The organism is Nocardia sp. BMG111209, from assembly GCF_000381925.1.
Lineage (GTDB): Bacteria > Actinomycetota > Actinomycetes > Mycobacteriales > Mycobacteriaceae > Nocardia.
Genome location: NZ_KB907309.1, coordinates 1,482,834 through 1,505,080, shown reverse-complemented (window position 1 = coordinate 1,505,080; position 22,247 = coordinate 1,482,834). Strand labels below are relative to the sequence as shown.

Below are 22,247 nucleotides of genomic sequence, written 5' to 3'. Positions count from 1 at the left end.
CGTTGCCGGAGTCCGGGCGGACCGTCCGGGCCCGCGGCGCACCTCGGCCCGGGACCGCATACCACCGACCCGGCTCCCCGAGCGGGGGCGGTCGCTAGGGTCGGTAGCGTGAAATTGCTGCCGCTGACGCCCGACGGACAGACCCCGGTCCGAGTACTCACCATCGCGGGAACCGATTCCGGCGGAGGCGCCGGAATCCAGGCCGACACCCGCACGATGGCCCTGCTCGGGGTCCACGCCTGCGTCGCGGTCGCCGCCGTGACCGTCCAGAACACGGTCGGCGTGAGCGGTTTCCACGAGATCCCGCCGGAGACGGTGGCCGGGCAGGTGCGGTCGGTGGTGAGCGATATCGGCATCGGCGCCGCGAAGACCGGGATGCTGGCCTCGACCGCGATCATCGAGGCGGTGGCCGAGGTGTGCCGCGAGCTGGGCATCGGGCAGGCCGGGCACGTCCCGCTGGTGGTGGATCCGGTGGCGGCCTCCATGCACGGCGATCCACTGCTGCACGCCGAGGCGCTGGATGCGTTGCGGCACACGCTGATTCCGCTGGCGACCGTGATCACGCCGAATCTGGACGAGGTACGGCTGCTCACCGGTGTCGAGGTCACCGACGATGTCACCGCTCGCGACGCGGCCGTGGCGCTGCACGCACTCGGGCCGCGGTGGGCGATCGTCAAGGGCGGTCATCTGCGGACCTCGGATTTCAGCACCGATCTGCTCTACGACGGCGACCACTTCCACGAACTGTCGGCGCCGCGCATCGACACCGGCAACGACCACGGCGGCGGTGACACCCTCGCCGCGGCGACGGCCTGCGCGCTCGCCCACGGCTACGAGGTACCGGACGCGGTGGCCTTCGCGAAGGAGTGGACCACCCACTGCCTGAAGGCCGCCTACGATCTCGGCGCGGGGCACGGGCCCGTCTCGCCGTTGTGGCGGCTGCACGCCGATCAGGTTGTGCGCCATCCCGTTCCGTGACCCGGAGGTGAAGCACAACTGCACAATCGGGGTCGTTTCGGCATCGTGACCAGTATGTTTCCCAGGAAATTCCCAGCTGTGCCGCAGCGCTGGTTCAGTGACATGATCGAACGTTGGTGACATGACCGACACAGCCACAGCGGTGCAGGCCACGACCACTCCCGAGCCGGTGCAGACCCCGATCCTGGATGTGGTCATTCCCGTCTACAACGAGGAACACACGCTGGACGACTGTGTGCGGCGATTGTCCGCTCACCTGCGTGGCGGTTTCCCGTTCACGGCCCGGATCACGATCGCCGACAACGCGTCGACCGACGCCACCCTCGAGGTCGCGCGGCGGCTGGCGGCGGAGCTGGACGGGGTCCGCGTGGTGCACCTCGACCGCAAGGGCCGGGGCCGGGCCCTGCGCGCGGTGTGGGAGGCCTCCGATGCCGAGGTCGTGTCCTATATGGATGTGGATCTGTCGACGGATCTGAACGCGTTGCTGCCGTTGGTGGCGCCGCTGGTGTCGGGGCATTCGGATCTGGCGATCGGTACCCGGTTGTCGCGGTCTTCGCGGGTGGTGCGAGGGCCGAAGCGGGAGTTCATTTCCCGGTGCTACAACCTGATTCTGAAGGCGTCGTTGCAGGCGCGGTTCTCGGATGCGCAGTGCGGGTTCAAGGCGATGCGGACCGAGGTGGCGCGGAAGTTGTTGCCGTTGGTCGAGGACGGGGAGTGGTTCTTCGACACCGAGTTGCTGGTGCTGGCCGAGCGGTCCGGGCTGCGGATCCACGAGGTCCCGGTGGATTGGATCGATGATCCGGATTCGCGGGTGGACATCATCGATACCGCTCGCAAGGACCTGCTCGGGGTCTGGCGGGTCGGCCGGGGGCTGACCACGGGCACGCTGCCCATCAACGAATTACGCGTGGCGATCGGGCGGGAGCCGCTGGTCGACGGGGTGCCGCTGGGGATGGTCGGGCAGTTGGTGCGCTTCGGCATCATCGGCGCGGTCTCGACGGTCGCCTATGCCCTCCTGTACGTGCTGTTCCAGGCGGCGGCCGGCGCGCAGGTCGCGAATTTCCTGGCCCTGCTGATCACGGCGGTCGGCAATACCGCCGCGAACCGGGCGTTCACGTTCGGGGTGCGGGGATCCTCGCGGCTGGTGTCGCAGCACTTCCAGGGACTGCTGATCTTCGTCTTCGCCTGGGTGCTGACCAGCGGCTCGCTGTTCGCGCTGCATCGCTGGGCGCCGGACGCGGCGGTCCACCTGGAATTGTTCGTCCTGGTGGTGGCCAACCTGGTGGCGACGCTGACCCGATTCATCGGGCTGCGCTGGGTGTTCCGGAATGCGGTGCAGGGCTCGAAAAGCCCTGTGATGTGAGTAGTCCCGACGGGATTTGAACCCGCGCTACCGCCTTGAGAGGGCGGCGTCCTAGGCCGCTAGACGACGGGACCCTGAACCGCTCGCCCAGCTTAACGGCCCGGCACCGGTGAACCAAATCGGGTGATCACGGTCACCGCGGTGGTCCGGGCCGGGCCCGCAGGGCCTCGTGCAGGGTGGTCGCCCACTGCGCCACGATGGCCTTGCGGCGGGTGGAGTCGTCGGTCAGCACATCGGCGAGGCCCAGTCCGCGGGCCAGGTCCAGGGTCGCCTGGACCAGATGATGGGTGACCGGATCGGAGTCGTCGACGCCGAGCGCCTCGACCGCCATCCGATGCGAGACCCGGCCGAAGTGCGCCTCCAGCGGCACGATCCGCTCGCGCAGCGCCGGATCGGCCGCGGCGTGCGTCCAGACCTGAAGTGCCGCTTTGAAAATCGTGCTGGTGTAGGACTCGACCAGCGAGATCACCACCGCCCGGGTGCGATCCGCGCCCTCGGCGATCGCGCTGAGCATCGCCGACTCGGCCCGGGACGACATCATGCGGGTGTCGAACATGTACTCGAGCGCCGCGGTGATGAGGTCCTCCCGGGTCGGGAAGTGATGCTGCGCCGCGCCCCGCGACACCCCGGCCCGCTCGGCGACCACGGCGACGGTCGCCGCCGCCCAGCCCAGTTCGGCCAGGCAGTCGATGGTGGCCTCCAGCAGCCGCTGCCGGGTGGCCCGGCTGCGGTCCTGTTTGGGTTCGTGGGGTTCCCGGGGCGCGACCATGGCGATCTATTCTGCCCAGTTCGGGGTGCGCCGCTGCAGGAAGGCCGTCATACCCTCGATCACGTCGGGGGTGCCGAAGCAGGCGCCGGACCGTTTCGCCAGCTCGTCCGCGGAGCGGTCGAATTCGGCCAGCAGCGGCGCGGTGACGAGCCGCTTGCTCTCGGCCAGGCCCTGCGGCGAGGCCAGCCGCAGCTGTTCCCGCAGCGCGGCCACCTCGGCGGCGGGGTCGGCCGCGGCGACGGTGATCAGCCCGGCCCGTTCGGCGGCGGCGGCGTCGAAGGTCTCGCCGGTCTGGAAGTACCGCGCGGCCGCGCGCGGGGTCAGCCGCGGCAGCAGGGTCAGCGAGATGACGAACGGCGCCAGACCCAGTCGCGCCTCGGTGAGCGCGAAGGTGCTGTCCGGGCCCGCGACCGCGATGTCGCAGGCCGCGACGATACCCATACCGCCCGCGCGGACGTGGCCGTTCACCTGGGCGACAACGGGTTTGGGCAGTTCCAGCACCGCGCGCAGGATCGCGACGCCCCACCGGGTGCGTACGTCGGCGGCCGCCGCGGGATCGGCGTCCAGCGCCTCCTTCAGATCCGCGCCGGCGCAGAAGGTGTTGCCGGTGTGGGTCAGCACCACCGCGCGCACCGCCGGATCGGCGCCGGCCCGCGCCAGCCCGTCGAGCAGTTCGGTCACCAGCCGCGACGACAGCGCGTTGCGGTTGTGCGGGCAGTCCAGGGTCAGGACGGCGAAGCCGTCCCGCACCTCGTAGCGCACCACCGGCGTTGCGCCGCTGTCGGTTTCGCTCATCGCGCGCTCCTAGTAGGACCGGGGCAGGCCCAGCGAGTGCTGGGCGACGAAGTTGAGGATCATCTCGCGGCTGACCGGGGCCACCCGGGCGATGCGCGCGGCGGCGAGCATCGCGGCCAGGCCGACGTCCCGGGTCAGGCCGGAGCCGCCGTGGGTCTGGATGGCCTGGTCGAGCGCCTTGATACTGGCCTCGGCCGCAGCGTATTTCGCCATGTTCGCGGCCTCGGCGGCGCCGAAGTCGTCGCCCGCGTCGTAGAGGACGGCGGCCTTCTGCATCATCACCCTGGCCAGCTCGAGTTCGATCTTCACCTGGGCCAGCGGATGCGCGATGCCCTGGTGCGCACCGATCGGCGTCTTCCACACCTGCCGCTCCCGGGCATATTCGACGGCCCGGTCCAGCGCGTAGCGGCCGATGCCGAGCGCCATCGCGGCGCCCATGATCCGCTCCGGGTTGAGGCCCGCGAACAGCTGGGCCAGCGCCGCGTCCTCGCGGCCGACCAGGGCCGTGGACGGCACCCGGACATCGTCGAGGAACAACGTGAACTGGTTGTCCGGCTCGATGATGTCCATCTCCTGCCGGGTCTTCTCGAATCCCGGGGTGTCGGTGGGCACGATGAACAGCGCCGGCTGCAGCTTGCCGGTCTTGGCGTCCTCGGTGCGGGCGACGATCAGCACCGCCTCCGCCTGGTCCACTCCGGAGATGAACACCTTGCGGCCGTTGAGGATCCAGTCGCCGCCGTCGCGGCGGGCGGTGGTGGTGATCCGGTGCGAGTTGGATCCGGCGTCGGGTTCGGTGATGCCGAAGGCCATCTTCGCGCTGCCGTCGGCGATGCGCGGCAGCCACGCCCGCTTCTGCTCGTCGGTACCGTATTTGGCGATGATGGTGCCGCAGATGGCCGGCGACACCACCAGCAGCAGCAGACCGGCGCCCTGGGCCGACAACTCCTCCTGCACCAGCGCCAGTTCGTAGATACCGGCCCCGCCGCCGCCGTACTCCTCGGGCAGATTCACCCCGATGAAGCCGAGTTCGCCCGCCGCCGACCACAATTCGTCCAGCGGCTGGTTCGCGCGGGATTTCGCGGCGGCGTAGTCGCGGTAGTTGTACTTGGCCGCGAGCCCGGTGACGGCGGCGCGCAGCTGTTTCTGTTCGTCGGTCTCGAGGAAGCTCATCGCGCTACTCCTGCGTCTCGGTGGTGGTGTCGGAATCATCGGTGACGACGGCCAGCACGGCGCCGACCTCGACCTGTTGTCCCACGGTCACATTCAGTTCGGTGAGTACGCCGTCGGCGGGGGCGGCGATGGTGTGCTCCATCTTCATCGCCTCCAGCCACAACAGCGGCTGTCCCTTGGTGACCGCGCTACCCGGCTCGGCGCCGAGGCGGATCACGGTGCCGGGCATGGGCGCCAGGAGCGATCCGGCCGCCACCTGATCGGCGGGGTCGGTGAAGCGGGGCAGCCGGCGCAGCGCGACCGGGCCCAGCGGCGAGTCCACCGCGATCGCGTCGCCGTAGCGGGCCACGTCGAAGCGGCGGCGCACGGGGCCGCGGTCGCCGGGCACCAGCAGGGTGACCGACCGCGGGGTGATCTCGGCCGCGGTCAGGCCCGCGTGCCCGTCCACCGCGACACCCGGCCGGGTGAACCGGTACCGGATCTCGTGGGTGCCGGTGGTGCGGCTCTCGTAGGTCTTGCGCTGCGGATCGGACGGCAGATTGCGCCAGCCGCTGGGCAATCCGCCGCCGACGCCGGCCGCGGCGCGGTTGGCGGCCGCCTCGGCCAGCGCGGCCGCCACGGCGGACAGCGCCTCGCCGGATTCCGAGATCAGCGGCGCGGCCAGCGTTTCCAGGCCGTGCGTGGCGAAGAAGGCGGTATCGGTGTCCCCGGCGAGGAAGGCCGGATGGCGCAGCACCCGCACCAGCAGATCGCGATTGGTGACCAGGCCGTGGATCCTGGCCCGCTGCAACGTGGTCGCGAGCAGATGTGCGGCCTCGTCGCGGGTGTCGGCGTAGGAGATGACCTTCGCCAGCATCGGGTCGTAGTGCACGCCGACCACGGAACCGGGCACCACCCCCGAGTCCACTCGCACGCCGGTCTCCGACAGGACGGCGAATTCGGTTGTCCCCGGGCCGAAGTCGACGTGGTGGACGACCCCGCTCTGCGGCTGCCAGTCCTGCGCCGGATCCTCGGCGTACAGGCGCACCTCGATCGAATGGCCGCGCAGCGGCGGCGGTTCGGCGGGCAGCCGGTGGCCCTGCGCCACCCGGATCTGTGTCCGGACCAGATCCAGCCCGGTGGTGCACTCGGTGACCGGATGTTCCACCTGCAGACGGGTGTTCATCTCCAGGAAGAAGAAGTCGCCGCGCTCGTCGGCGAGGAATTCGACGGTACCCGCACCCCGATAGCCGATGGCCTCGGTCGCCAGCCGCGCGGCGTGGAACAGCCGCCCCCGCATGGTCGGCTCTTTCGAGCCCTGATCGCGTGCGCCGTCGATCCGCTCCACCAGTGGCGAGGGGGCCTCCTCCACCACCTTCTGGTGCCGGCGCTGGATCGAGCATTCGCGTTCGCCGACCGCCCAGACGGTGCCGTGCGCGTCGGCCATCACCTGGACCTCGATGTGGCGGCCGGTCTCCAGGTAGCGCTCGCAGAAGACGGTGGGATCGCCGAAGGCCGATTCCGCCTCGCGCCGTGCGGCTGCCAGCTGGGCGGGCAGTTCGGCGAGTTCGCGGACCACGCGCATACCGCGGCCACCGCCGCCCGCGGACGCCTTGATCAGCACCGGCAGTTCGGCCGCGGTGACCTCGGCCGGGTCCAGTTCGCGCAGGACGGGAACCCCGGCGGCGTCCATCATCTTCTTGGATTCGACCTTGGAGCCCATCTGCTCGATCGCGGCCACCGGCGGGCCGATCCACACCAGCCCGGCGGCGAGCACCGCGCGCGCGAATTCGGCGTTCTCGGAGAGAAATCCGTAGCCGGGATGGATCGCGTCCGCACCCGCGGCGAGCGCGGCCGCGACGATCAGGTCGCCGCGCAGATAGGTCTCGGCGGCGGTGTTGCCGGGGAGCCGGATCGCCGCGTCGGCCTCGCCGACGTGCGGTGCCGCGGCGTCGGCGTCCGAGTACACCGCGACGGTGCCCAGGCCCATCCGGCGGCAGGTGGCGAACACCCGCCGGGCGATCTCGCCGCGGTTGGCGACCAGGACGGAGGTGATCGTCGTTGCCGCGCTGTCGAATTCGCTCATCGGGGGCCTCACATCCGGAAGACGCCGAAGCCCGCGGCGCCCTCGATCGGGGCATTGTGGATGGCGGACAGCGCCATTCCCAATACCGTGCGGGTATCGCGCGGGTCGATGACGCCGTCGTCGTAGAGGCGGCCGGACATGAACATCGGCAGCGATTCGGCCTCGATCTGCGCCTCGATCGCGGCCCGCAGCTGGGCGTCGGCGGCCTCGTCGAACGGCACGCCGCGGGCCTCGGTGGCGGCCCGGCCGACGATCGAGATCACGCCGGCCAGCTGAGCGCCGCCCATCACCGCGGATTTGGCGCTGGGCCAGGCGAAGACGAAGCGCGGATCGTAGGCACGGCCGCACATGCCGTAGTGCCCGGCGCCGTAGGAGGCGCCCATCAGCACCGAGATGTGCGGCACCTTCGAATTGGATACCGCGTTGATCATCATCGCGCCGTGTTTGATGATGCCCTTCTGCTCGTACTCCTTGCCGACCATGTAGCCGGTGGTGTTGTGCAGGAACAACAGTGGTGTGTTCGACCGGTTGGCCAGCTGGATGAACTGCGCGGCCTTCTGCGCCTCCTCGGAGAACAGCACGCCGCGCGCGTTCGCCAGGATGCCGACCGGATAGCCGTGCAGTTCCGCCCAGCCGGTGACCAGGCTGGACCCGTACAGCGGCTTGAACTCGTCGAAATCGGAGTCGTCGACGATCCGGGCGATCACCTCGCGCGGATCGAACGGGATCTTCAGATCGCCGGGCACGATGCCGAGCAGTTCCGCCTGGTCGTAGCGCGGCTCGCGGATCCGCGTGCGCGGCGCCGGGCCCGCCTTGTGCCAGTTCAGCCGGCGCACGATGGACCGGCCGAGCCGGATGGCGTCCTGCTCGTCGGCGGCGAGATAGTCGGCCAGACCGGAAGTGCGGGCGTGCATCTCGGCGCCGCCGAGGGATTCGTCGTCGGACTCCTCACCGGTGGCCATCTTCACCAGCGGCGGGCCGCCGAGGAACACCTTGGAGCGGTCCTTGATCATCACCGTGTAGTCGGACATGCCGGGGATGTAGGCGCCGCCGGCCGTCGAGTTACCGAAAACCAGTGCGATGGTGGGAATTCCGGCCGCCGAGGCGCGGGTGAGGTCGCGGAAGCCGCGGCCGCCCGGCACGAAGACCTCCTTCTGCGTGGGCAGGTCCGCGCCGCCGGATTCCACCAGGCCGATGATCGGCAGCCGGTTCTCCAGGGCGATATCGTTGCAGCGCAACGTCTTCCGTAGCGACCACGGATTGGTGGTACCGCCGCGCACGGTCGGGTCCGAGGCGATGACCATACATTCGACGCCCTCGACGATGCCGATGCCGGCGATCACGCTGGCACCCACCTGGAATTCGCTGCCCCAGGCCGCGAGCGGGCACAGCTCCAGGAACGGTGAATCCTCGTCGAGCAGCAGTTCGATGCGCTCGCGCGCGGTCAGCTTGCCGCGCTTGCGATGCCGCGCCAGCTTGTCCGGGCCGCCGCCGGCGACGGCCTTGGCGAATTCGCCCTCGATCTCGGTCAGCTTGGCCCGCATGGCCGTCGCCGCCGCTTCGTAGTCGGCCGACGCCGGGTCTACCGATGTCCGCAAGATGCTCAAGACTGGAACCCCAATCGTTTTGCCGCCAGAGCGGTCAGAATCTCCGTGGTACCACCGCCGATACCGAGGATGCGCATATCGCGGTACTGCCGCTCCACCTCGGATTCGCGCATGTAGCCGAGGCCGCCGAACAGCTGTACGGCCTGGTTGGCGACCCATTCGCCGGCCTCGACCGCCGTATTCTTGGCGAAGCAGACCTCGGCGATCAGATCCGTCTCCCCGGCGGCGGCGCGTTCGGCCACGTGCCGGGTGTAGACCCGGGCGACATCGATGCGGCGGGCCATCTCGGCCAGCGTGTTCTGCACCGACTGCCGGCCGATCAGCAGACGGCCGAAGGTCTCGCGCTCGCGGCACCAGCGCACGGTCAGGTCGAGGCAGCGCTGCGCCTGGGCGTAGGCCTGTGCGGCCAGCCCGACCCGCTCGCTGACGAACGCCGTGGCGATCTGGGCGAATCCGCTGTTCTCGGCGCCGACCAGATTGGCCGCGGGTACCCGGACGTCCACATAGGACAGTTCCGCGGTGTCGGAGGCCAGCCAGCCCATCTTCTCCAGCTTGCGGCCGACGGTGAAACCGGGCGTGCCCGCCTCCACCACCAGCAGCGACACCCCGGCCGCGCCGGGGCCGCCGGTGCGCACGGCGGTCACCACGAAATCGGCGCGGGTGCCGGAGGTGATGAAGGTCTTGGCGCCGTTCACGATGAAATGGTCGCCGTCGCGCACGGCTGCGGTGGTGAGATGCCCGACATCGGAACCGCCGCCGGGCTCGGTGATGGCCAGCGAGCCGATCTTCGCACCCGCCAGCGTGGGCCGCACCCAGCGCTCGATCTGGTCCGGATCGCCCGCCCGGATCAGGTGCGGCACCGCGATACCGCAGGTGAACAGCGAGGCCCACAGGCCGCCGGAGACACCGGCGTAGTGCATCTCCTCGCAGACCACCGTCGCATCGATCGGGTCGCCGCCGGAACCGCCGGCGGCCTCCGGGAATCCGATCCCGAGCAGGCCGAGTTCGCCTGCCGCCCGGTGCAATTCGCGCGGGATGGCGCCGGCGCGCTCCCAGTCGTCCAGGTCGGGCAGGATCTCGCGTTCGACGAAACCGCGCACCGTGGCGCGCAATTCGCGCCGTTCGGGGGTGTCCCAGACCGTCACGACCGCCCCCGTTCCGGCGCGAGCAGGCCGACCGGGACGTCCACGTGCCGGGAGCGCAGCCATTCGCCGAGCCCCTTGGCCTGCGGATCGAAGCGCGCGTTGTAGGCCACACCCTGGCCGAGCAGGCCCTCGATCACGAAGTTCAGTGCCCGCAGATTGGGCAGGACGTGCCGGGTGATCGGCAGTTTCGCTGTCTCCGGCAGCAGCACTCGCACCTCGTCGACGGTCAGCGCGTGCACCAGCCAGCGCCACTGCTCGTCGGTGCGCACCCACACGCCGATATTGGCGTTGCCGCCCTTGTCCCCGCTACGCGCCGCCGCGATGGTGCCCAGCGGCACTCGCCGGGCCGGTCCGGCCGGGAGTGGTTGCGGCAGTGTCGGTTCGGCGACCTCGGCGAGTTCGGTGGTGGTCACGGCCGGGGCGATCGCCTGCCGTGTGCCGTCCGGTAGTACCGCGGTGTGCGCCGCCGCCGCGGCGTCGACGTAACCGGCGGTGAACACCCCGTAGGGCGAGCCGTCGCCGGGGGGCGAGGTGAGCGTGCAGCCGGGATAGCTGCCCAGCGCCAATTCGACCGCGGTATTGGAGAATCTGCGGCCCACCACCTTGGGATCCGGGTCGCGGGCGACGCAGCGCAGCAATGCGCTGGCCCGCTCCTCGGTATCGGCGTCCGGGCGGTCCAGGCGGCTGAGCGTCCACTCCAGTTCCGCGGGCCGGGCCGGCAGCTCGGACTCCAGTTGCCGTTGCGCCAGTTGCGCTTTCGCCTCGATGTCGAGTCCGGTGAGGACGAAGGTCATCTCGTTGCGGAAGCCGCCGAGGGTGTTGAGCGACACCTTGAGTCGCGGCGGCGGGGCCTCGCCGGTGACGCCGCTGATCAGGACCCGATCCGGGCCCTGCGGGCGCAGCCGGATGCTGTCCAGCCGGGTGGTGACGTCCGGGCCCGCGTAGCGCGCGCCCTGGATCTCGTACATCAGCTGGGCGGCAACGGTATCGACGGTGACCACACCGCCGGTGCCGGGATGTTTGGTGATCACGGAGCTGCCGTCGGGGTACAGCTCCGCGATCGGGAATCCGGGGCGGCCGAGATCGGCGATCTCGGTGAAGAACGCGAAATTGCCGCCGGTGGCCTGGGTTCCGCACTCGATCACGTGCCCGGCCACCACCGCACCCGCGAGCGCGTCGAAATCCGCACGCCCCCAGCCGAAGTGGGCGGCGGCGGGCCCGACCACCAGTGAGGCGTCGGTGACCCGGCCGGTGACCACGACATCGGCTCCGGCGGTGAGACATTCGGCGATACCCCAGGCGCCGAGGTAGGCGTTGGCGGTGAGCGGGGCGCCGAGGCCGAGTTCCGCGGCCCGCGGCAGCAGATCGTCGCCCTCGACGTGCGCGACCCGCACGTCCAGACCGGCCGCCGCGGCGACCTCGCGGATCCGCTGCGCCAGCCCGGCCGGATTCAGGCCGCCGGCATTGGTCACGATCCGCACGCCGCGCTCGAGCGCCAGCGCCAGGCACTGCTCCAACTGCCGGACGAAGGTCTTCGCGTAGCCGAGCGAGGCGTCCTTCATCCGGTCGCGGCCCAGGATCAGCATGGTCAACTCGGCGAGATAGTCGCCGGTGAGGACGTCCAGCGGGCCGTCGGTGAGCATCTCCCGCATCGCGGCGAAGCGATCGCCGTAGAACCCGGAACAGTTGCCGATCCGGAGCACCTCCCCCGCCGGGGCCGGTACCGCTGCCGGGGGCGATGCCCCTTCGACGGCCGCATCGCTCATCAGCACGCCTCCCTGTCCTGCCCGCACGGCCTGGCCGCCGCACCCGATCAGCCTCACATTCTCCCCCTAAAAAAGCAAGCCTGCGTGATTTTTATTTCGGGAAATGCCTGATCACGGGCCCGAGCGCGGGGCCTGTGCAGCCGGATCCCGGCGCACCGGCACAATGGCCGGGTGTCCCACTCCGTGATCGCCCTGCTGCTCATCGCCCTGGCCGGATTCCTGCTCGGCGGCGCCTACACGCTGTGGAAGACCACCCGCCCGCTCGCCGTCGCCCTCGCGGTCTGCGCGGTACTCGCCGCGGCCGGCGGGATCATCTGGCTGACGTCGTGACGGCGGCGGGCCGCGGCCCGGCGCTACCATCGCGGAGCGGGCCGCGGGCGCCCGCCACCAGCGACGAGCACACGGGCGACGGGATGACTGTGGATCCGGCAACACCACTTCCGGCGGCGACCTCGCAGACGACCCATCAGGGTCTGGTCGAGGCCATCCGCGAGTCGATCCTGCACGGGGAGTTCGTGGCCGATCAGCGGCTGGTCGAGGCGGATCTGTCCGAGCGGTTCGACGCCGGCCGCGCCGCGGTGCGGGCCGCGCTGCTGGAACTCACCAACGAGGGCCTGGTGGAACGCGTCGCCAACCGCGGCGCCCGGGTCCGGGCGGTGTCGCTGGAGGAGGCCGTCGAGATCTACGAGGTGCGGATGGCGCTGGAGTCGCTGTGCGCCGCGAAGGCCGCCGCGCGGATCACCCCGGAACAGGCCGCCGAGCTGCGGGAACTCGGGGAGTCGATGCGGACGGCCGTCGCCGAGGGCGATCTCACCGGGTATTCCGAACTCAACCAGCGGTTGCACCGCCGGATCCGCGAGATCAGCGGGCAGGGCACCGCCGCTCGCGTGCTGGAGCGGCTGCGCGCGCAACTGGTCCGGCACCAGTTCCGGCTCGCCCTGCAACCGGGGCGGCCGTCGGTGTCGCTGCCGGAGCATCTGGCGATCATCGATGCCGTCTGCGGGCACGATCCCGAGGGCGCGCGGCGTGCGGCCTCGGCGCATCTGGTGAGTGTGATCGACGCGCTGCACCGGGTGCAGCGCGGCTGACTACCGATGTCCTTGCCGTACAACGCCTTCCGGGCCGGGCGCAGCTAACGGTCCGCGCGCGGGGCCCCGTCCAGCCGGTAGATGCGCAGATCCTCCGGGACGCCGGACAGCGGGGCCGCGAAAATGCTTCGGCGATAAGGCTTCACGGTGAGGCCCAGCCGTTCCAGGGTGTCCGGTTGCAACTCCTCCAGCGTCGCCGACGACAGCATGGTGTTGCCGTTGCCGCCGGCCTCCATGACCCGGGCCGCGACCGTCACATCGACACCGAGCCAGTCGCCGCCGATCTCGCGGGGGGTGCCGGTGTGCAGGCCCGCCCGCATCTGCGGGCGATAGCCCTGCACGCGCACCTGCGCCAGATTCCGCCGGGCCGCCACGACCGCGTCGACGGCCCGGTCCGGCGAGGCGAACACCGCCATCACACCGTCGCCCATCCGCTTCACCACCTGGCCGCCGCGCTCCACGATGGGCGGTTCGATGGCCTTCGCCACCTCGCGCAGCAGCGTCAGGGTGGTTTCGTCACCGGCGGTCAGCGACCAGCGGGAGAAGGCGACCAGATCGGTGAACAACACGGTGACCCGGCGGCCGCCACGGCCGCGGCCGGTCCGTTCGAGCATGGCCTGCCAGACCTGGAGGGCGCCGAGGCCGATCTCGCGGGCCGCGCTCGGGGTGTCACCGGTGAGCCGATCGGCCGCGCGGGCCACCGCACGCGGGCCGCCGGGGCCGGATACCGACAGCGGATCGCCGAAGGCCGGATCGCCGGGCAGGCTCTCCCGCGCCTTGCGGATGGCGCCGATCACAGTGGGGCGCTGATTGGCCGCGGACAGCTGGGTGGCCGCCGACATCAGCGCGGACAGTTGGCCCGCACCCAGGCGGACCGGGCGTTTCGGGCGGCCGGTGGGTGCTTCCGGGTTGTCGGTGGTCGTTTCCTCGGTCGCCACCGGCTCCTCGCCGACAGTCGCCACCGGCTCCGCGGGGCCCGAAACGTCCTCGGGTAGTTCGGCTTCCGCCTCGGGCTCGGCCGGCGTGAGCGGTATCACGACGTCCGAGGGCGCAGTGTCGTCGGCGGGTGTCTCGCTCACGCCTCGAGGGTAACCCAGCGGTGCGGGCGTAGTCGCCCGGTCGATGGTCGTCATGCCACCACCTCTCTATCGGCCGGAGCGGGCACAGCAGTGGGTCCGCCGATGGACGAGTGTTGGTACCTGTCGACGTTACCGGCGGGCCGATGCCGGATCGAGGCGCGCGGCCAGAGTTAACCGGGAGGTTTCCGCTTCGAGATCACCGCCGTGTCATGCGTCACGCCGCCGGACCACGTACATCGCGGCGGCCCAGACGATTGCGACGAATGCGGCGAAATACAGTAGGCAGCACCACTGATTCCAGTGCCACGGCAGGTCGCCGCCGGTGAAACCGAGGAATCGCAGCGCATTCTCGAACGGCATGAAAACCTCGATCTCGCGGCCCCAGCTGCCGAAGGCCTGAATGATCGGCTCGACCAGCAGCGGCCACACGATCAGCAGCGACAGGGCGCCCGCCGACTGGCGCAGCAGGGTGCCCACGGCGACCGACAGGAATACCACCAGGGCCACGAAGATCGGGACGCCGTAGAAGACCCGCTGGTCGTGGCCGAGTCCGAGGAAGCGCGCGGGCTCGGGGTCCACGATCGCGACCAGGATGCCGAAACTCACGAAGGTCAGTACCGCGGACAGCACCGCGGCGCCGATCGCCACGACGGCTGCCTTCGCGGTCAGCACCAGTGCGCGGTTCGGGGTGGCCAGGAAGGTGGCCTTGATGGTGCCGAAGCGGTATTCGCTGGTCACGGCCAGTGCGGCGACGATCATCACCAGGATGTAGCCGAAGCCCGGGATGATCGGCGGGGCGCCCATGATGCCCAGTGCGGCCGCGTCGTTGTGCAGATACGGCGGATCGGCGTTGATGTGGCCGTGGGTCGCGTTGGTCGTGTAGGTGCGGAAGGCGAAATTCGCCAGCAGGCCGAACAGGGCGGTCAGGGCCAGTGCGGTCACCACCATCAGGACCGCGCACCACAGTGGGGAGCGGGTGGAGGTGAGTTTGATGCGCTCGGAGGTCAGAATGCTTGTCACAGTGCGCCTCCCATGACCTCGGGGAAGCCCGCGGCATGGTATTGGACGGCGCCGCCGGTCATTCGCATGAACGCTTCCTCCAGCGAAGCTCGTTGTGGGGCAAGCTCGTACAGGGTGATGCTGTGTTCGGCGGCGAGTTCGCCGATCGCCTCGCCGGTGGCTCCGGTGACCAGTAGGGCGTTGGATTCCTCGCGCAGTTTGTATTTCGGGGTGAGGAGGTCGCGCAGTTTGTCCAGTTGCGGGCTGCGTACTCGCACAGTGGCTTCCGACGAACGTTCGATGAATTCGGTGGTGCTGGTGTCGGCTATCAGTTTGCCGAGGCCGATGACTATCAGGCGTTCGGCGGTGTGTTCCATCTCCGAGAGGAGGTGGCTGGATACCAGGACCGTGCGGCCTTCCGCGGCCAGGGCCTGCATGAAGCGGCGCATCCAGTGGATACCCTCGGGGTCGAGGCCGTTGAGGGGTTCGTCGAAGAGTAGGACGGGGGGGTTGCCGAGGAGGGCGCCTGCCAGGCCTAGGCGTTGGGACATGCCGAGGGAGAAGCCGCCTGCCGGTTTTCCGGCTACTTCGGTGAGGCCTACGGTGCGGAGGACCTCGTCCACTCGGGTTGCGGGGATGTTGTTGGAGGCTGCCAGCCAGCGGAGGTGGGAGCGGGCGGATCTGTTGGGGTGGACCCATTTCGCGTCCAGGAGGGCGCCTACCGTGGTGAGGGGGTGGGGGAGGTCTTTGTAGGGTTTTCCTTGGATCAGGGCTGTGCCTGCGGTGGGGGTGTCCAGGTCCAGGAGCATGCGCATGGTGGTGGTTTTGCCAGCGCCGTTCGGGCCCAGGAAGCCGGTAACCTGGCCGGGGCGGACGGTGAATGACAGGTTGTCTACCGCGAGTGTCGCGCCGAATCTTTTTGTCAGTCCTGCGACTTCGATCAATGTGATCTCGCCTCCCCTTCGCTCTGGATCTGGTGTCGAGGTTTATCGTTTTGGCGGGAATGTATTTTTGGCCTCCGCTTCGCTCCGGCGGGTTCTCGGCCCTTCGGGCCTCGATTCTTCCCTCCTCCGCTCAGTCGCTGCGCTCCCTCGCTCCGTCAGTCCAGAATCGAGGCGGGCCGAGAACACCTCGGGCATACCCTTTCGCTGCACAGGGATTGCGGGGTTCGCTGGTTGAGCGTTGTTCGGTTCGGGCTGGTCGGTCAGTAGCCTAGGGCTTGCGGGGGTGGGGCGCAGCACACCTTTGAAAAGTTTTGAGGCTGTACATCACTCGTGTTCTCGGGGTCAGCGGGTTGGGGAGCTTGCTTGGGCCCAGAAGCGTTTGGGGATGCGGCCGGCGTGGCGGGCCAGGTGGCCGGCTTCCACTGCTGCGGCCATGGCGGCTGCCATGCGGCGGGGGTCTCGGGCTCTGGTCACCGCTGTTGCCAGTAGGACTGCGGAGCAACCCAATTCCATCGCCAGGGCGGCGTCGCTGGCCGTACCTATGCCGGCGTCCAGAATTACCGGGACGGTGGCGGTGGCCACGATCATTTCGATGTTGTGGGGGTTGCTTATGCCCAGGCCGGTACCTATGGGGGAGCCCAGGGGCATTACTGCGGCGCAGCCTATGTCTTCCAGGCGGCGGGCCAAGGCCGGGTCGTCGGTGGTGTAGGGGAGGACTGTGAAGCCTTCGTCCACCAGTTGTTCTGCGGCGCTTACCAATTCGATGGCGTCGGGGAGGAGGGTGCGGTCGTCCGCTACCACCTCCAGCTTCACCCAGTCGGTTTCGAGGGCCTCTCGGGCCAGTTGCGCGGTCAGGACGGCCTCTTCGGCGGTGCGGCAGCCTGCGGTGTTGGGGAGGGGGGCTATGTGCAGGCGGCGCAGGAGGTCCAGGACGCCGGTGCCGCCTGCGGCGTCCACTCGGCGCATCGCCACCGTGGTCAGTTCGGTGCCGGAGGCCACCAATGCTTCCTCCAGGACGGCCAGGTTCTCCGCGCCGCCGGTGCCCATGATCAGGCGGGAGCCGAAGGTGCGGTCGGCGATGCGCAGGGGTTCGGTCGCCTGTTCGGTACTAACCACCCTGCACCGCCGTGAGCACCTCGATCTCCCAGCCGCGGCCGAGCGGCTCGTCCCAGCGGGACTTCGGGAAGACCGCGCCGTCGACGGCGATCGCGATACCGCGGTCGGGCAGGCCGAGTCGCTCGACCAGTTCACGCACGGTGATCGGCTCGGCGAACATGTGGTCCTCGCCGTTCACGGTCACGCCGACGGGTGTCGGGGTCGCCGTCATCGGGTACCTCCTGATATCTGCGGAAAACGGTGGGGGTCTGCGGCTTTCGCCTCGGGCAGGGTGTCGCCGGCCAGTAGGGCCAGCACGGCGTCGGCGGTGATCGGCATGCCCAGGATGCCGTTGCGGCCGTGGCCTGCGGCGACGATCACGCGGTCGGTGAGTGCGCCGATCAGGGGCAGGTTGTCGGGGGTGCAGGGGCGGGATCCGGCGGCGGCCTCGGCCAATTCGTATTCGCCGATGCCGGGGAGGACCGCTTCGGCGTCGGCGATCAGGTCGCGGACGCCGGCGACGGTGACCGTGGTGTCGAAACCGGCCTCGTATTGGGTTGCGCCGACCACCAGGCCATTTGCGCGGGGGACCAGGTAGAGGCTGCGGCCGTGTACTCGGGCGCGCACCACGTGGCGTGGTGGCGGGGGGGTGCCGGGGCGGTGGTGCAGGCGGAGGATCTCGCCCTTCACCGGGCGGATCGGGAGTTGTGGCCACAATCGGGCTGCGGCGGCACCAGGGGCGAGGACCACTCGATCGTGGTCGAGGTCGTCGAGGGTGGTCACGGTCTCGGGGCGCAGGTGTACGCCTGCTGCTGTGCCTGCTCGGGACAGGGCCTGCAGGAGTAGGCGGTTGTCCGCGGCGGGTTCGGGGGCCAGTAGGCCCGCTCGGACGGTGCGGGCGAGGGTCGATTCCGTGGCCCGCACGCCGGCGCGATCCAGGAGTTGCATGTGGTGGCCCTGGGTGCCGACGAAATCGGCGATCGTGCGCAGGTCGGCGGCGTCGGCGGCGTCCAGGGCGACGGTGAGGGTGGCGGCGGCCACCAGGACATCTATGCCGGTGGCCTGCCGGAGCTCGGCGGCCAGATCGGGCCAGCGGGACAGGGCGGCGGCGCCGAATCGCAGCGCCTCGGTTTCACCGGGCCAGCCCTCCGACAGCGGGGCCAGCATGCCGCCGGCCACCCAGGACGCCCCGGTTCCGGCCGCCGGATCGAAGAGGGTGACCGACCAGCCGGCCGCGGCGGCCCGCCAGGCCACCGCCGAGCCGATGACACCCCCACCCACGACGGCCAGAGTTCGCATAACCTTCCACACCTCGCCTCGGTCCCGCGCCGGTCCACGCGGGCACGATGGCTCTCGCCACCGGCCACGCCGGATTCACGGACAGGGACGTCGGGTACCACCGCGCGGCCGCCATCGCAGCGGGGATACCCACCAAGTTTCGACTCCTTACGGTAGCGCGGTTACGGTCGAGGGCGTGCAGCCGTCCCTCCCCAACCGCGTCCCCACCCCTCGCGAGCGCCTGGCCACGGCCCGGCTCTACCTGTGCACGGATGCCCGTCGCGATACCGGCGACCTGGCCGATTTCGTCGAGGCGGCGCTCGCCGGTGGGGTGGACATCATCCAGCTCCGCGACAAGGGTTCGCGCGGCGAGGCCGAATTCGGACCGCTCGAGGCCCGCGCGGAACTCGGCGCGCTGGCCGAACTGAAGGCGGCCGCCCGCCGGCACGGCGCCCTGTTCGCGGTCAACGATCGTGCCGATATCGCGCTGGCCGCGGGCGCCGATGTGCTGCACCTGGGCCAGGACGATCTGCCGCCCTGGTACGCCCGGCGGATCCTCGGGCCCGAGGTGGTGCTCGGCCGGTCCACCCACGACGGCGAGCAGGCCCGGCTGGCCGCGCGCGAGGAACATATCGACTATTTCTGCACCGGGCCGGTGTGGGCCACGCCCACCAAACCCGGCCGCGCCGCCGCGGGCCTGGATCTGGTCCGGGCCACGGCCGAGACCGGACCCGCCCGGCCGTGGTTCGCCATCGGCGGTATCGACGCCGACAACCTTCCGGAGATCCTCGACGCCGGGGCCACCCGGATCGTCGTGGTTCGCGCGATCACGGCCGCGGCCGATCCGGAGGCCGCCGCCCGCAGCCTGAAGGACCGTCTGCTGGCGCATTCGGGGGGCGAGCGCTGATCGTTCGCGGTCAGTTCGGCGGGGGTGCCAGGAGTTGGTCCAGCGTCAGCAGTAGCTCGTCCGGCGCGGCCGGGCCGGCGGCGGCGATGCGCGCCTGGCGGGCGTCGTCGCCGTCGGTGTGCAACCAGAGGAAACCGCGGTCGGCGAGGTCGATCGTGCGCGGCAGAGCGGCGGCGACCGCGTCGGGATCGGGGAGGCCGGTGAGGTTCAGCCGGGCCGATTCGGCGCGCAGGGACGGCCACGCGGCCGCGAAGCCGGGGTGCAGGGGGCGGTCGGCGACCTCCTCCTCGGGCACCCAGGCCATCTCGGCGCTCTCCATGTTGATAATGGTTGGCAATTGTTCAGCTACATCGGCGACGACGGTGGTGTAGGTCCAGCCGGAGCCTGCGGTCGCGGTCACCCGACTGCCTCGCACCCGAACCGCCGCCGGTGCGATACCTGCCTCCTCTTCAGCCTCGCGAACAGCAGCGTGCACACTGGACTCATGGCTGTCACGGGCTCCACCGGGCAGTGCCCAGGTGCCACCCTGGTGACTCCAGGGCGCGCGATGCTGCAGCAATACCATGGCGCCGCCGCCCATCCGGGGCGCTCGCGGCGCTCTCAGCAACAGCCCAGCAGCCCCGTAGCGGCCCCATTGCCGGCTGCCGTCCGGACTGATCAGGAAACCGTCCCCGTCACCACGCATGCTCGCCTCGTCCCATCCTTGCCACCGGTACCGGCACCCCGCGCGTACCGGCCGGCACCGGTCGGCCGGGCCGTCCGCGGACGATGTCGATACGACCACAATAAGCTGAGCGGCCGCCCGAATTCGGGTCCGCGCGCGATCTTGCGCGCTCGCGGACCCGGTCCGGGGGCCGACCGGTGATGCCGGGGCGCCGGGGCGAGGACCGGTCCGGCCCGGGTGGTCAGCTGCCGGGGTCCGGTTCGTTCCTGGAGGAGGCCGCCGGGGTCCGGCAGCAGTTCGGCGCGATCGACGTGCGCGACCTGCTGCGCTCCTCGCCGGCCAAGTTGATCGCGGCCGGGCTGGTGCTGCTGATGATGTGCCTGACCACCGGGGTCGTGATCGCCACGGCCGTCGACAACCGGCAGCACAGCCTCCAGGACGTGCTCGCCAGCACCGAACCCGACGCCAACTCCGCACAACACCTGTACTCGGCGTTGTCGGTGGCCGACGCCGCAGCCGGCAGCGATTTCATCGCCGGCGGGCTGGAATCCCCGGTGATGCGGGATCGGTACAACCAGTCGATCGGGGAGGCCGCGCTCGAACTGGTGGTGCAGTCCAGCCGGACCCTCGACGCCGGTACCGACGATCCGGATGCCCAGTTGCTCATCGGGATCGCGACCGCGCTGCCGGTGTACACCGGACTCATCGCGACCGCGCGGGCCGACAACCGGCAGGGGCATCCGGTCGGCGCGGCCTATCTGAGCGAGGCCTCGAATCTGATGCAGTCCACGCTGCTGCCGATGGCACAGCAGTTGCAGGAACATCGGTCGGCCGCGATCGCCGAGGCCGACCGGCGGCAGGTGCGGCTGCCGTGGGCGGCGATCGCGCTGCCCGTACTCACCCTCGCGGCGCTGATCGCAGCCCAGGTGTTCCTGGCCCAGCGCACCCGGCGGATCCTCAATCCGGGTCTGCTGCCGGCCTCGATCGTGGTGGTGATCCTGCTGGTGTGGATCGTGGTGGCGGGCACGATCTCGGCGACGACCGCCACCCGGGCCCGCGACGAGGGGGCCGGGCCGACCGAAACCCTCACGATCGGCCACATCCTCGGCCAGCAGGCCCGTTCGGCGGAGACGCTGAAGTTGCTGCGCCGCGACGCCAGCGGCGACTACGACCGGACCTTCGACGAGACGACCACCCGCCTGAGCACCCTGCTGAGCGAATATCCGGACGACGCGCCCGCCGACGCCGAGGTCGCCGCCGCGCGCACGCATCTGCAGCAGTGGCTGGAATCGCATCAACGGATGACCGACGCGCTGGCCCGCGGCGATTTCCCGGGCGCCAGCGCGGTCGCGATCGGCCCGGGACCGGATGAGGCCGCCGCCGAGGTGGACGGGCTGAACGACGCTCTGACCAGCGCCATCGTCGAAACCCGGCATACCCTGCGCTCCGGCATCGCGGGATCCGCGCGCGCGCTGAACCTGTTGTCGGCAGGCGCGGCGGCGCTGACCACCCTGGCCGCGGTGCTGATCGTGCTCGGGCTGTGGCCGCGATTGCGGGAGTACCGGTGAGCCGCCGCCGCGCCGCGCTGCCCGTGCTGCTGGTCGTGGCGGCGCTGGCCGGCGGCTGCCGCGAGGAGGCCGGGGTCATGCCGCCGGGCCGCACCGACAGTTACACCGAACCGCCGCTGCCCGCGCGCGCCCGATCGGAGCAGAGTCACGCACCGGCCCCGCCTCCGGTGCGGTGCGATGACGTCACCGCGAGCCTGCGGCCCAGCTCCGACGCCGCCGGACCGGCACTGACCGCCATCCGCACCCGGGGACGGGTGGTGGTGGGCCTGGACATCGGCAGCAATCTGTTCAGTTTCCGGGATCCGCTCACCGGCACCCTAGCGGGTTTCGACGTCGATATCGCGCGCGAGATCGCCCGCGACCTGTTCGGCAGCCCGGACCGGATCGAGTTCCGGGTGCTCGGGGCCGCCGACCGGGAGAACGCACTGGAACAGCACACCGTGGACATCGTGGTGAAGACGATGACCATCACCTGTGAGCGCCGGCGCAACGTCACCTTCTCGACCACCTATCTGCTGGCCCACCAGCGGATCCTGGCGCTGAAGTCGTCCCGCATCCGCGGTCTGGCCGAGCTGGCGGGTAAGCGGGTCTGCGCGGTGGCGGGCACCACCTCGCTGGACCGGATCCACCGCGACCAGCCCGCCGCCTCGATACTGAGCGTGCCCAGCTGGTCCGACTGCCTCGTGGTGCTGCAACAGGGCCAGGTCGACGCGGTGTCCTCCGACGATGTGCTGCTGGCCGGGCTGGCGGTGCAGGACCCGCACACCCGGACGGTCGGCCCCGCCCTCAGCGATGAACCGTACGGCGTCGGAATCCCCTTGGGTGCGGACGATCTGGTGCGATTCGTGAACCACACCCTGGAACGGATCCGCATCGACGGCACCTGGGAGCGCCTCTACCAGCGCTGGCTCACCTCCCTCGGCCCCTCCCCCGGCCCGCCGATACCGAGCTACCGGGACTGACGCGG

The 22,247-nt window shown here is 70.4% G+C and carries 21 protein-coding genes and 1 tRNA gene; 7 read left to right on the top strand and 15 right to left on the bottom strand.

Going from position 1 to position 22,247, the window contains the following annotated elements:
- Positions 1-108 precede the first annotated feature (108 nt).
- Both thiD and G361_RS0138065 read left to right on the top strand, forming a co-directional pair.
- Complete coding sequence (thiD, locus tag G361_RS0138070; protein ID WP_019932401.1) at positions 109-978, top strand: bifunctional hydroxymethylpyrimidine kinase/phosphomethylpyrimidine kinase; 870 nt, start codon at positions 109-111, stop codon at positions 976-978.
- Between the two features lie 121 nt (positions 979-1,099).
- On the top strand, positions 1,100-2,341 hold the full coding sequence (locus tag G361_RS0138065) for a bifunctional glycosyltransferase family 2/GtrA family protein (protein ID WP_019932400.1): 1,242 nt from the start codon (positions 1,100-1,102) through the stop codon (positions 2,339-2,341).
- Position 2,342: 1 nt separating this feature from the next.
- On the opposite strand, the gene G361_RS0138060 is transcribed toward G361_RS0138065, so the two are convergent.
- From G361_RS0138060 to G361_RS0138025, 8 genes are all read right to left on the bottom strand, one after another.
- Positions 2,343-2,415: transfer RNA gene (locus G361_RS0138060), tRNA-Glu, on the bottom strand.
- Between the two features lie 59 nt (positions 2,416-2,474).
- Positions 2,475-3,110 carry a TetR/AcrR family transcriptional regulator gene (locus G361_RS0138055; RefSeq protein ID WP_019932399.1) on the bottom strand — a complete coding sequence of 212 codons (636 nt, stop codon included), beginning with the start codon at positions 3,108-3,110 and terminating at the stop codon, positions 2,475-2,477.
- 6 nt (positions 3,111-3,116) lie between these two features.
- Positions 3,117-3,905 carry an enoyl-CoA hydratase family protein gene (locus tag G361_RS0138050; protein WP_019932398.1) on the bottom strand — a complete coding sequence of 263 codons (789 nt, stop codon included), beginning with the start codon at positions 3,903-3,905 and terminating at the stop codon, positions 3,117-3,119.
- A 9-nt stretch (positions 3,906-3,914) separates the two neighbouring features.
- Positions 3,915-5,075: an acyl-CoA dehydrogenase family protein gene (locus G361_RS0138045; protein ID WP_019932397.1), complete on the bottom strand. Its 1,161-nt coding sequence runs from the start codon at positions 5,073-5,075 to the stop codon at positions 3,915-3,917.
- Between the two features lie 4 nt (positions 5,076-5,079).
- Positions 5,080-7,140: a biotin carboxylase N-terminal domain-containing protein gene (locus tag G361_RS0138040; protein ID WP_019932396.1), complete on the bottom strand. Its 2,061-nt coding sequence runs from the start codon at positions 7,138-7,140 to the stop codon at positions 5,080-5,082.
- A gap of 8 nt (positions 7,141-7,148) precedes the next feature.
- Positions 7,149-8,747: an acyl-CoA carboxylase subunit beta gene (locus tag G361_RS0138035; RefSeq protein WP_026344007.1), complete on the bottom strand. Its 1,599-nt coding sequence runs from the start codon at positions 8,745-8,747 to the stop codon at positions 7,149-7,151.
- Positions 8,744-9,892 (bottom strand): acyl-CoA dehydrogenase family protein, encoded by a 1,149-nt coding sequence (locus G361_RS0138030; RefSeq protein ID WP_019932394.1) that lies wholly within the window; start codon positions 9,890-9,892, stop codon positions 8,744-8,746. The genes G361_RS0138035 and G361_RS0138030 overlap by 4 nt, the downstream gene beginning before the upstream one ends.
- The gene (locus G361_RS0138025; RefSeq protein ID WP_081635786.1) at positions 9,889-11,658 is read right to left on the bottom strand and encodes an acyclic terpene utilization AtuA family protein; all 1,770 of its coding nucleotides are present in this window, start codon (positions 11,656-11,658) and stop codon (positions 9,889-9,891) included. The genes G361_RS0138030 and G361_RS0138025 overlap by 4 nt, the downstream gene beginning before the upstream one ends.
- 171 nt (positions 11,659-11,829) lie before the next feature.
- Between G361_RS0138025 and G361_RS50595 the strand changes: the two genes are divergently transcribed.
- Positions 11,830-11,988 carry a hypothetical protein gene (locus tag G361_RS50595; protein WP_196814727.1) on the top strand — a complete coding sequence of 53 codons (159 nt, stop codon included), beginning with the start codon at positions 11,830-11,832 and terminating at the stop codon, positions 11,986-11,988.
- An 83-nt stretch (positions 11,989-12,071) separates the two neighbouring features.
- Positions 12,072-12,746: a GntR family transcriptional regulator gene (locus G361_RS0138015; protein ID WP_052172956.1), complete on the top strand. Its 675-nt coding sequence runs from the start codon at positions 12,072-12,074 to the stop codon at positions 12,744-12,746.
- A gap of 44 nt (positions 12,747-12,790) precedes the next feature.
- Here the strand turns inward: G361_RS0138015 and G361_RS0138010 are convergent, their stop codons facing one another.
- From G361_RS0138010 to thiO, 6 genes are all read right to left on the bottom strand, one after another.
- A complete protein-coding gene (locus G361_RS0138010) occupies positions 12,791-13,825 on the bottom strand; it encodes an adenylate/guanylate cyclase domain-containing protein (protein WP_019932390.1) in 1,035 nt (344 codons plus the stop codon).
- A 207-nt stretch (positions 13,826-14,032) separates the two neighbouring features.
- Positions 14,033-14,845 carry an ABC transporter permease gene (locus tag G361_RS0138005; protein ID WP_019932389.1) on the bottom strand — a complete coding sequence of 271 codons (813 nt, stop codon included), beginning with the start codon at positions 14,843-14,845 and terminating at the stop codon, positions 14,033-14,035.
- Positions 14,842-15,768, bottom strand: coding sequence for an ATP-binding cassette domain-containing protein (locus G361_RS0138000; RefSeq protein WP_026344004.1), 927 nt, complete (start codon positions 15,766-15,768; stop codon positions 14,842-14,844). The genes G361_RS0138005 and G361_RS0138000 overlap by 4 nt, the downstream gene beginning before the upstream one ends.
- A 342-nt stretch (positions 15,769-16,110) precedes the next feature.
- Entirely contained in the window at positions 16,111-16,884 is a 774-nt protein-coding gene (locus G361_RS0137995) for a thiazole synthase (protein ID WP_019932387.1), read from the bottom strand.
- Entirely contained in the window at positions 16,877-17,095 is a 219-nt protein-coding gene (gene thiS, locus G361_RS0137990; RefSeq protein ID WP_019932386.1) for a sulfur carrier protein ThiS, read from the bottom strand. Before thiS ends, G361_RS0137995 begins: the two co-directional genes overlap by 8 nt.
- Positions 17,092-18,162 (bottom strand): glycine oxidase ThiO, encoded by a 1,071-nt coding sequence (thiO, locus tag G361_RS0137985; protein ID WP_019932385.1) that lies wholly within the window; start codon positions 18,160-18,162, stop codon positions 17,092-17,094. Before thiO ends, thiS begins: the two co-directional genes overlap by 4 nt.
- A gap of 175 nt (positions 18,163-18,337) precedes the next feature.
- On the opposite strand from thiO, the gene thiE reads away from it, so the two are divergent.
- Positions 18,338-19,048 (top strand): thiamine phosphate synthase, encoded by a 711-nt coding sequence (gene thiE / locus G361_RS0137980; RefSeq protein ID WP_019932384.1) that lies wholly within the window; start codon positions 18,338-18,340, stop codon positions 19,046-19,048.
- A gap of 10 nt (positions 19,049-19,058) precedes the next feature.
- Here thiE and G361_RS0137975 read toward each other — a convergent pair whose 3' ends face one another.
- Positions 19,059-19,733 carry an NUDIX domain-containing protein gene (locus G361_RS0137975; RefSeq protein ID WP_026344003.1) on the bottom strand — a complete coding sequence of 225 codons (675 nt, stop codon included), beginning with the start codon at positions 19,731-19,733 and terminating at the stop codon, positions 19,059-19,061.
- Positions 19,734-19,912: 179 nt separating this feature from the next.
- On the opposite strand from G361_RS0137975, the gene G361_RS0137970 reads away from it, so the two are divergent.
- Both G361_RS0137970 and G361_RS0137965 read left to right on the top strand, forming a co-directional pair.
- The gene (locus G361_RS0137970) at positions 19,913-21,280 is read left to right on the top strand and encodes a hypothetical protein (protein WP_019932382.1); all 1,368 of its coding nucleotides are present in this window, start codon (positions 19,913-19,915) and stop codon (positions 21,278-21,280) included.
- The gene (locus G361_RS0137965) at positions 21,277-22,242 is read left to right on the top strand and encodes a glutamate ABC transporter substrate-binding protein (protein ID WP_019932381.1); all 966 of its coding nucleotides are present in this window, start codon (positions 21,277-21,279) and stop codon (positions 22,240-22,242) included. The genes G361_RS0137970 and G361_RS0137965 overlap by 4 nt, the downstream gene beginning before the upstream one ends.
- Positions 22,243-22,247: the final 5 nt, after the last annotated feature.

What these genes read in the sequence shown, in the direction of transcription:
- G361_RS0138065 (WP_019932400.1), top strand. Translation starts at nt 1,100, where the DNA reads ATGACCGACACAGCCACAGCGGTGCAGGCCACGACCACTCCCGAGCCG.
- thiS (WP_019932386.1), bottom strand. Translation starts at nt 17,095, where the DNA reads ATGACGGCGACCCCGACACCCGTCGGCGTGACCGTGAACGGCGAGGAC.
- G361_RS0138025 (WP_081635786.1), bottom strand. Translation starts at nt 11,658, where the DNA reads ATGAGCGATGCGGCCGTCGAAGGGGCATCGCCCCCGGCAGCGGTACCG.
- G361_RS0137975 (WP_026344003.1), bottom strand. Translation starts at nt 19,733, where the DNA reads ATGCGTGGTGACGGGGACGGTTTCCTGATCAGTCCGGACGGCAGCCGG.
- G361_RS0138055 (WP_019932399.1), bottom strand. Translation starts at nt 3,110, where the DNA reads ATGGTCGCGCCCCGGGAACCCCACGAACCCAAACAGGACCGCAGCCGG.
- G361_RS0138015 (WP_052172956.1), top strand. Translation starts at nt 12,072, where the DNA reads ATGACTGTGGATCCGGCAACACCACTTCCGGCGGCGACCTCGCAGACG.
- G361_RS0138050 (WP_019932398.1), bottom strand. Translation starts at nt 3,905, where the DNA reads ATGAGCGAAACCGACAGCGGCGCAACGCCGGTGGTGCGCTACGAGGTG.
- thiO (WP_019932385.1), bottom strand. Translation starts at nt 18,162, where the DNA reads ATGCGAACTCTGGCCGTCGTGGGTGGGGGTGTCATCGGCTCGGCGGTG.
- G361_RS0137970 (WP_019932382.1), top strand. Translation starts at nt 19,913, where the DNA reads ATGCCGGGGCGCCGGGGCGAGGACCGGTCCGGCCCGGGTGGTCAGCTG.
- G361_RS0138040 (WP_019932396.1), bottom strand. Translation starts at nt 7,140, where the DNA reads ATGAGCGAATTCGACAGCGCGGCAACGACGATCACCTCCGTCCTGGTC.
- G361_RS0138045 (WP_019932397.1), bottom strand. Translation starts at nt 5,075, where the DNA reads ATGAGCTTCCTCGAGACCGACGAACAGAAACAGCTGCGCGCCGCCGTC.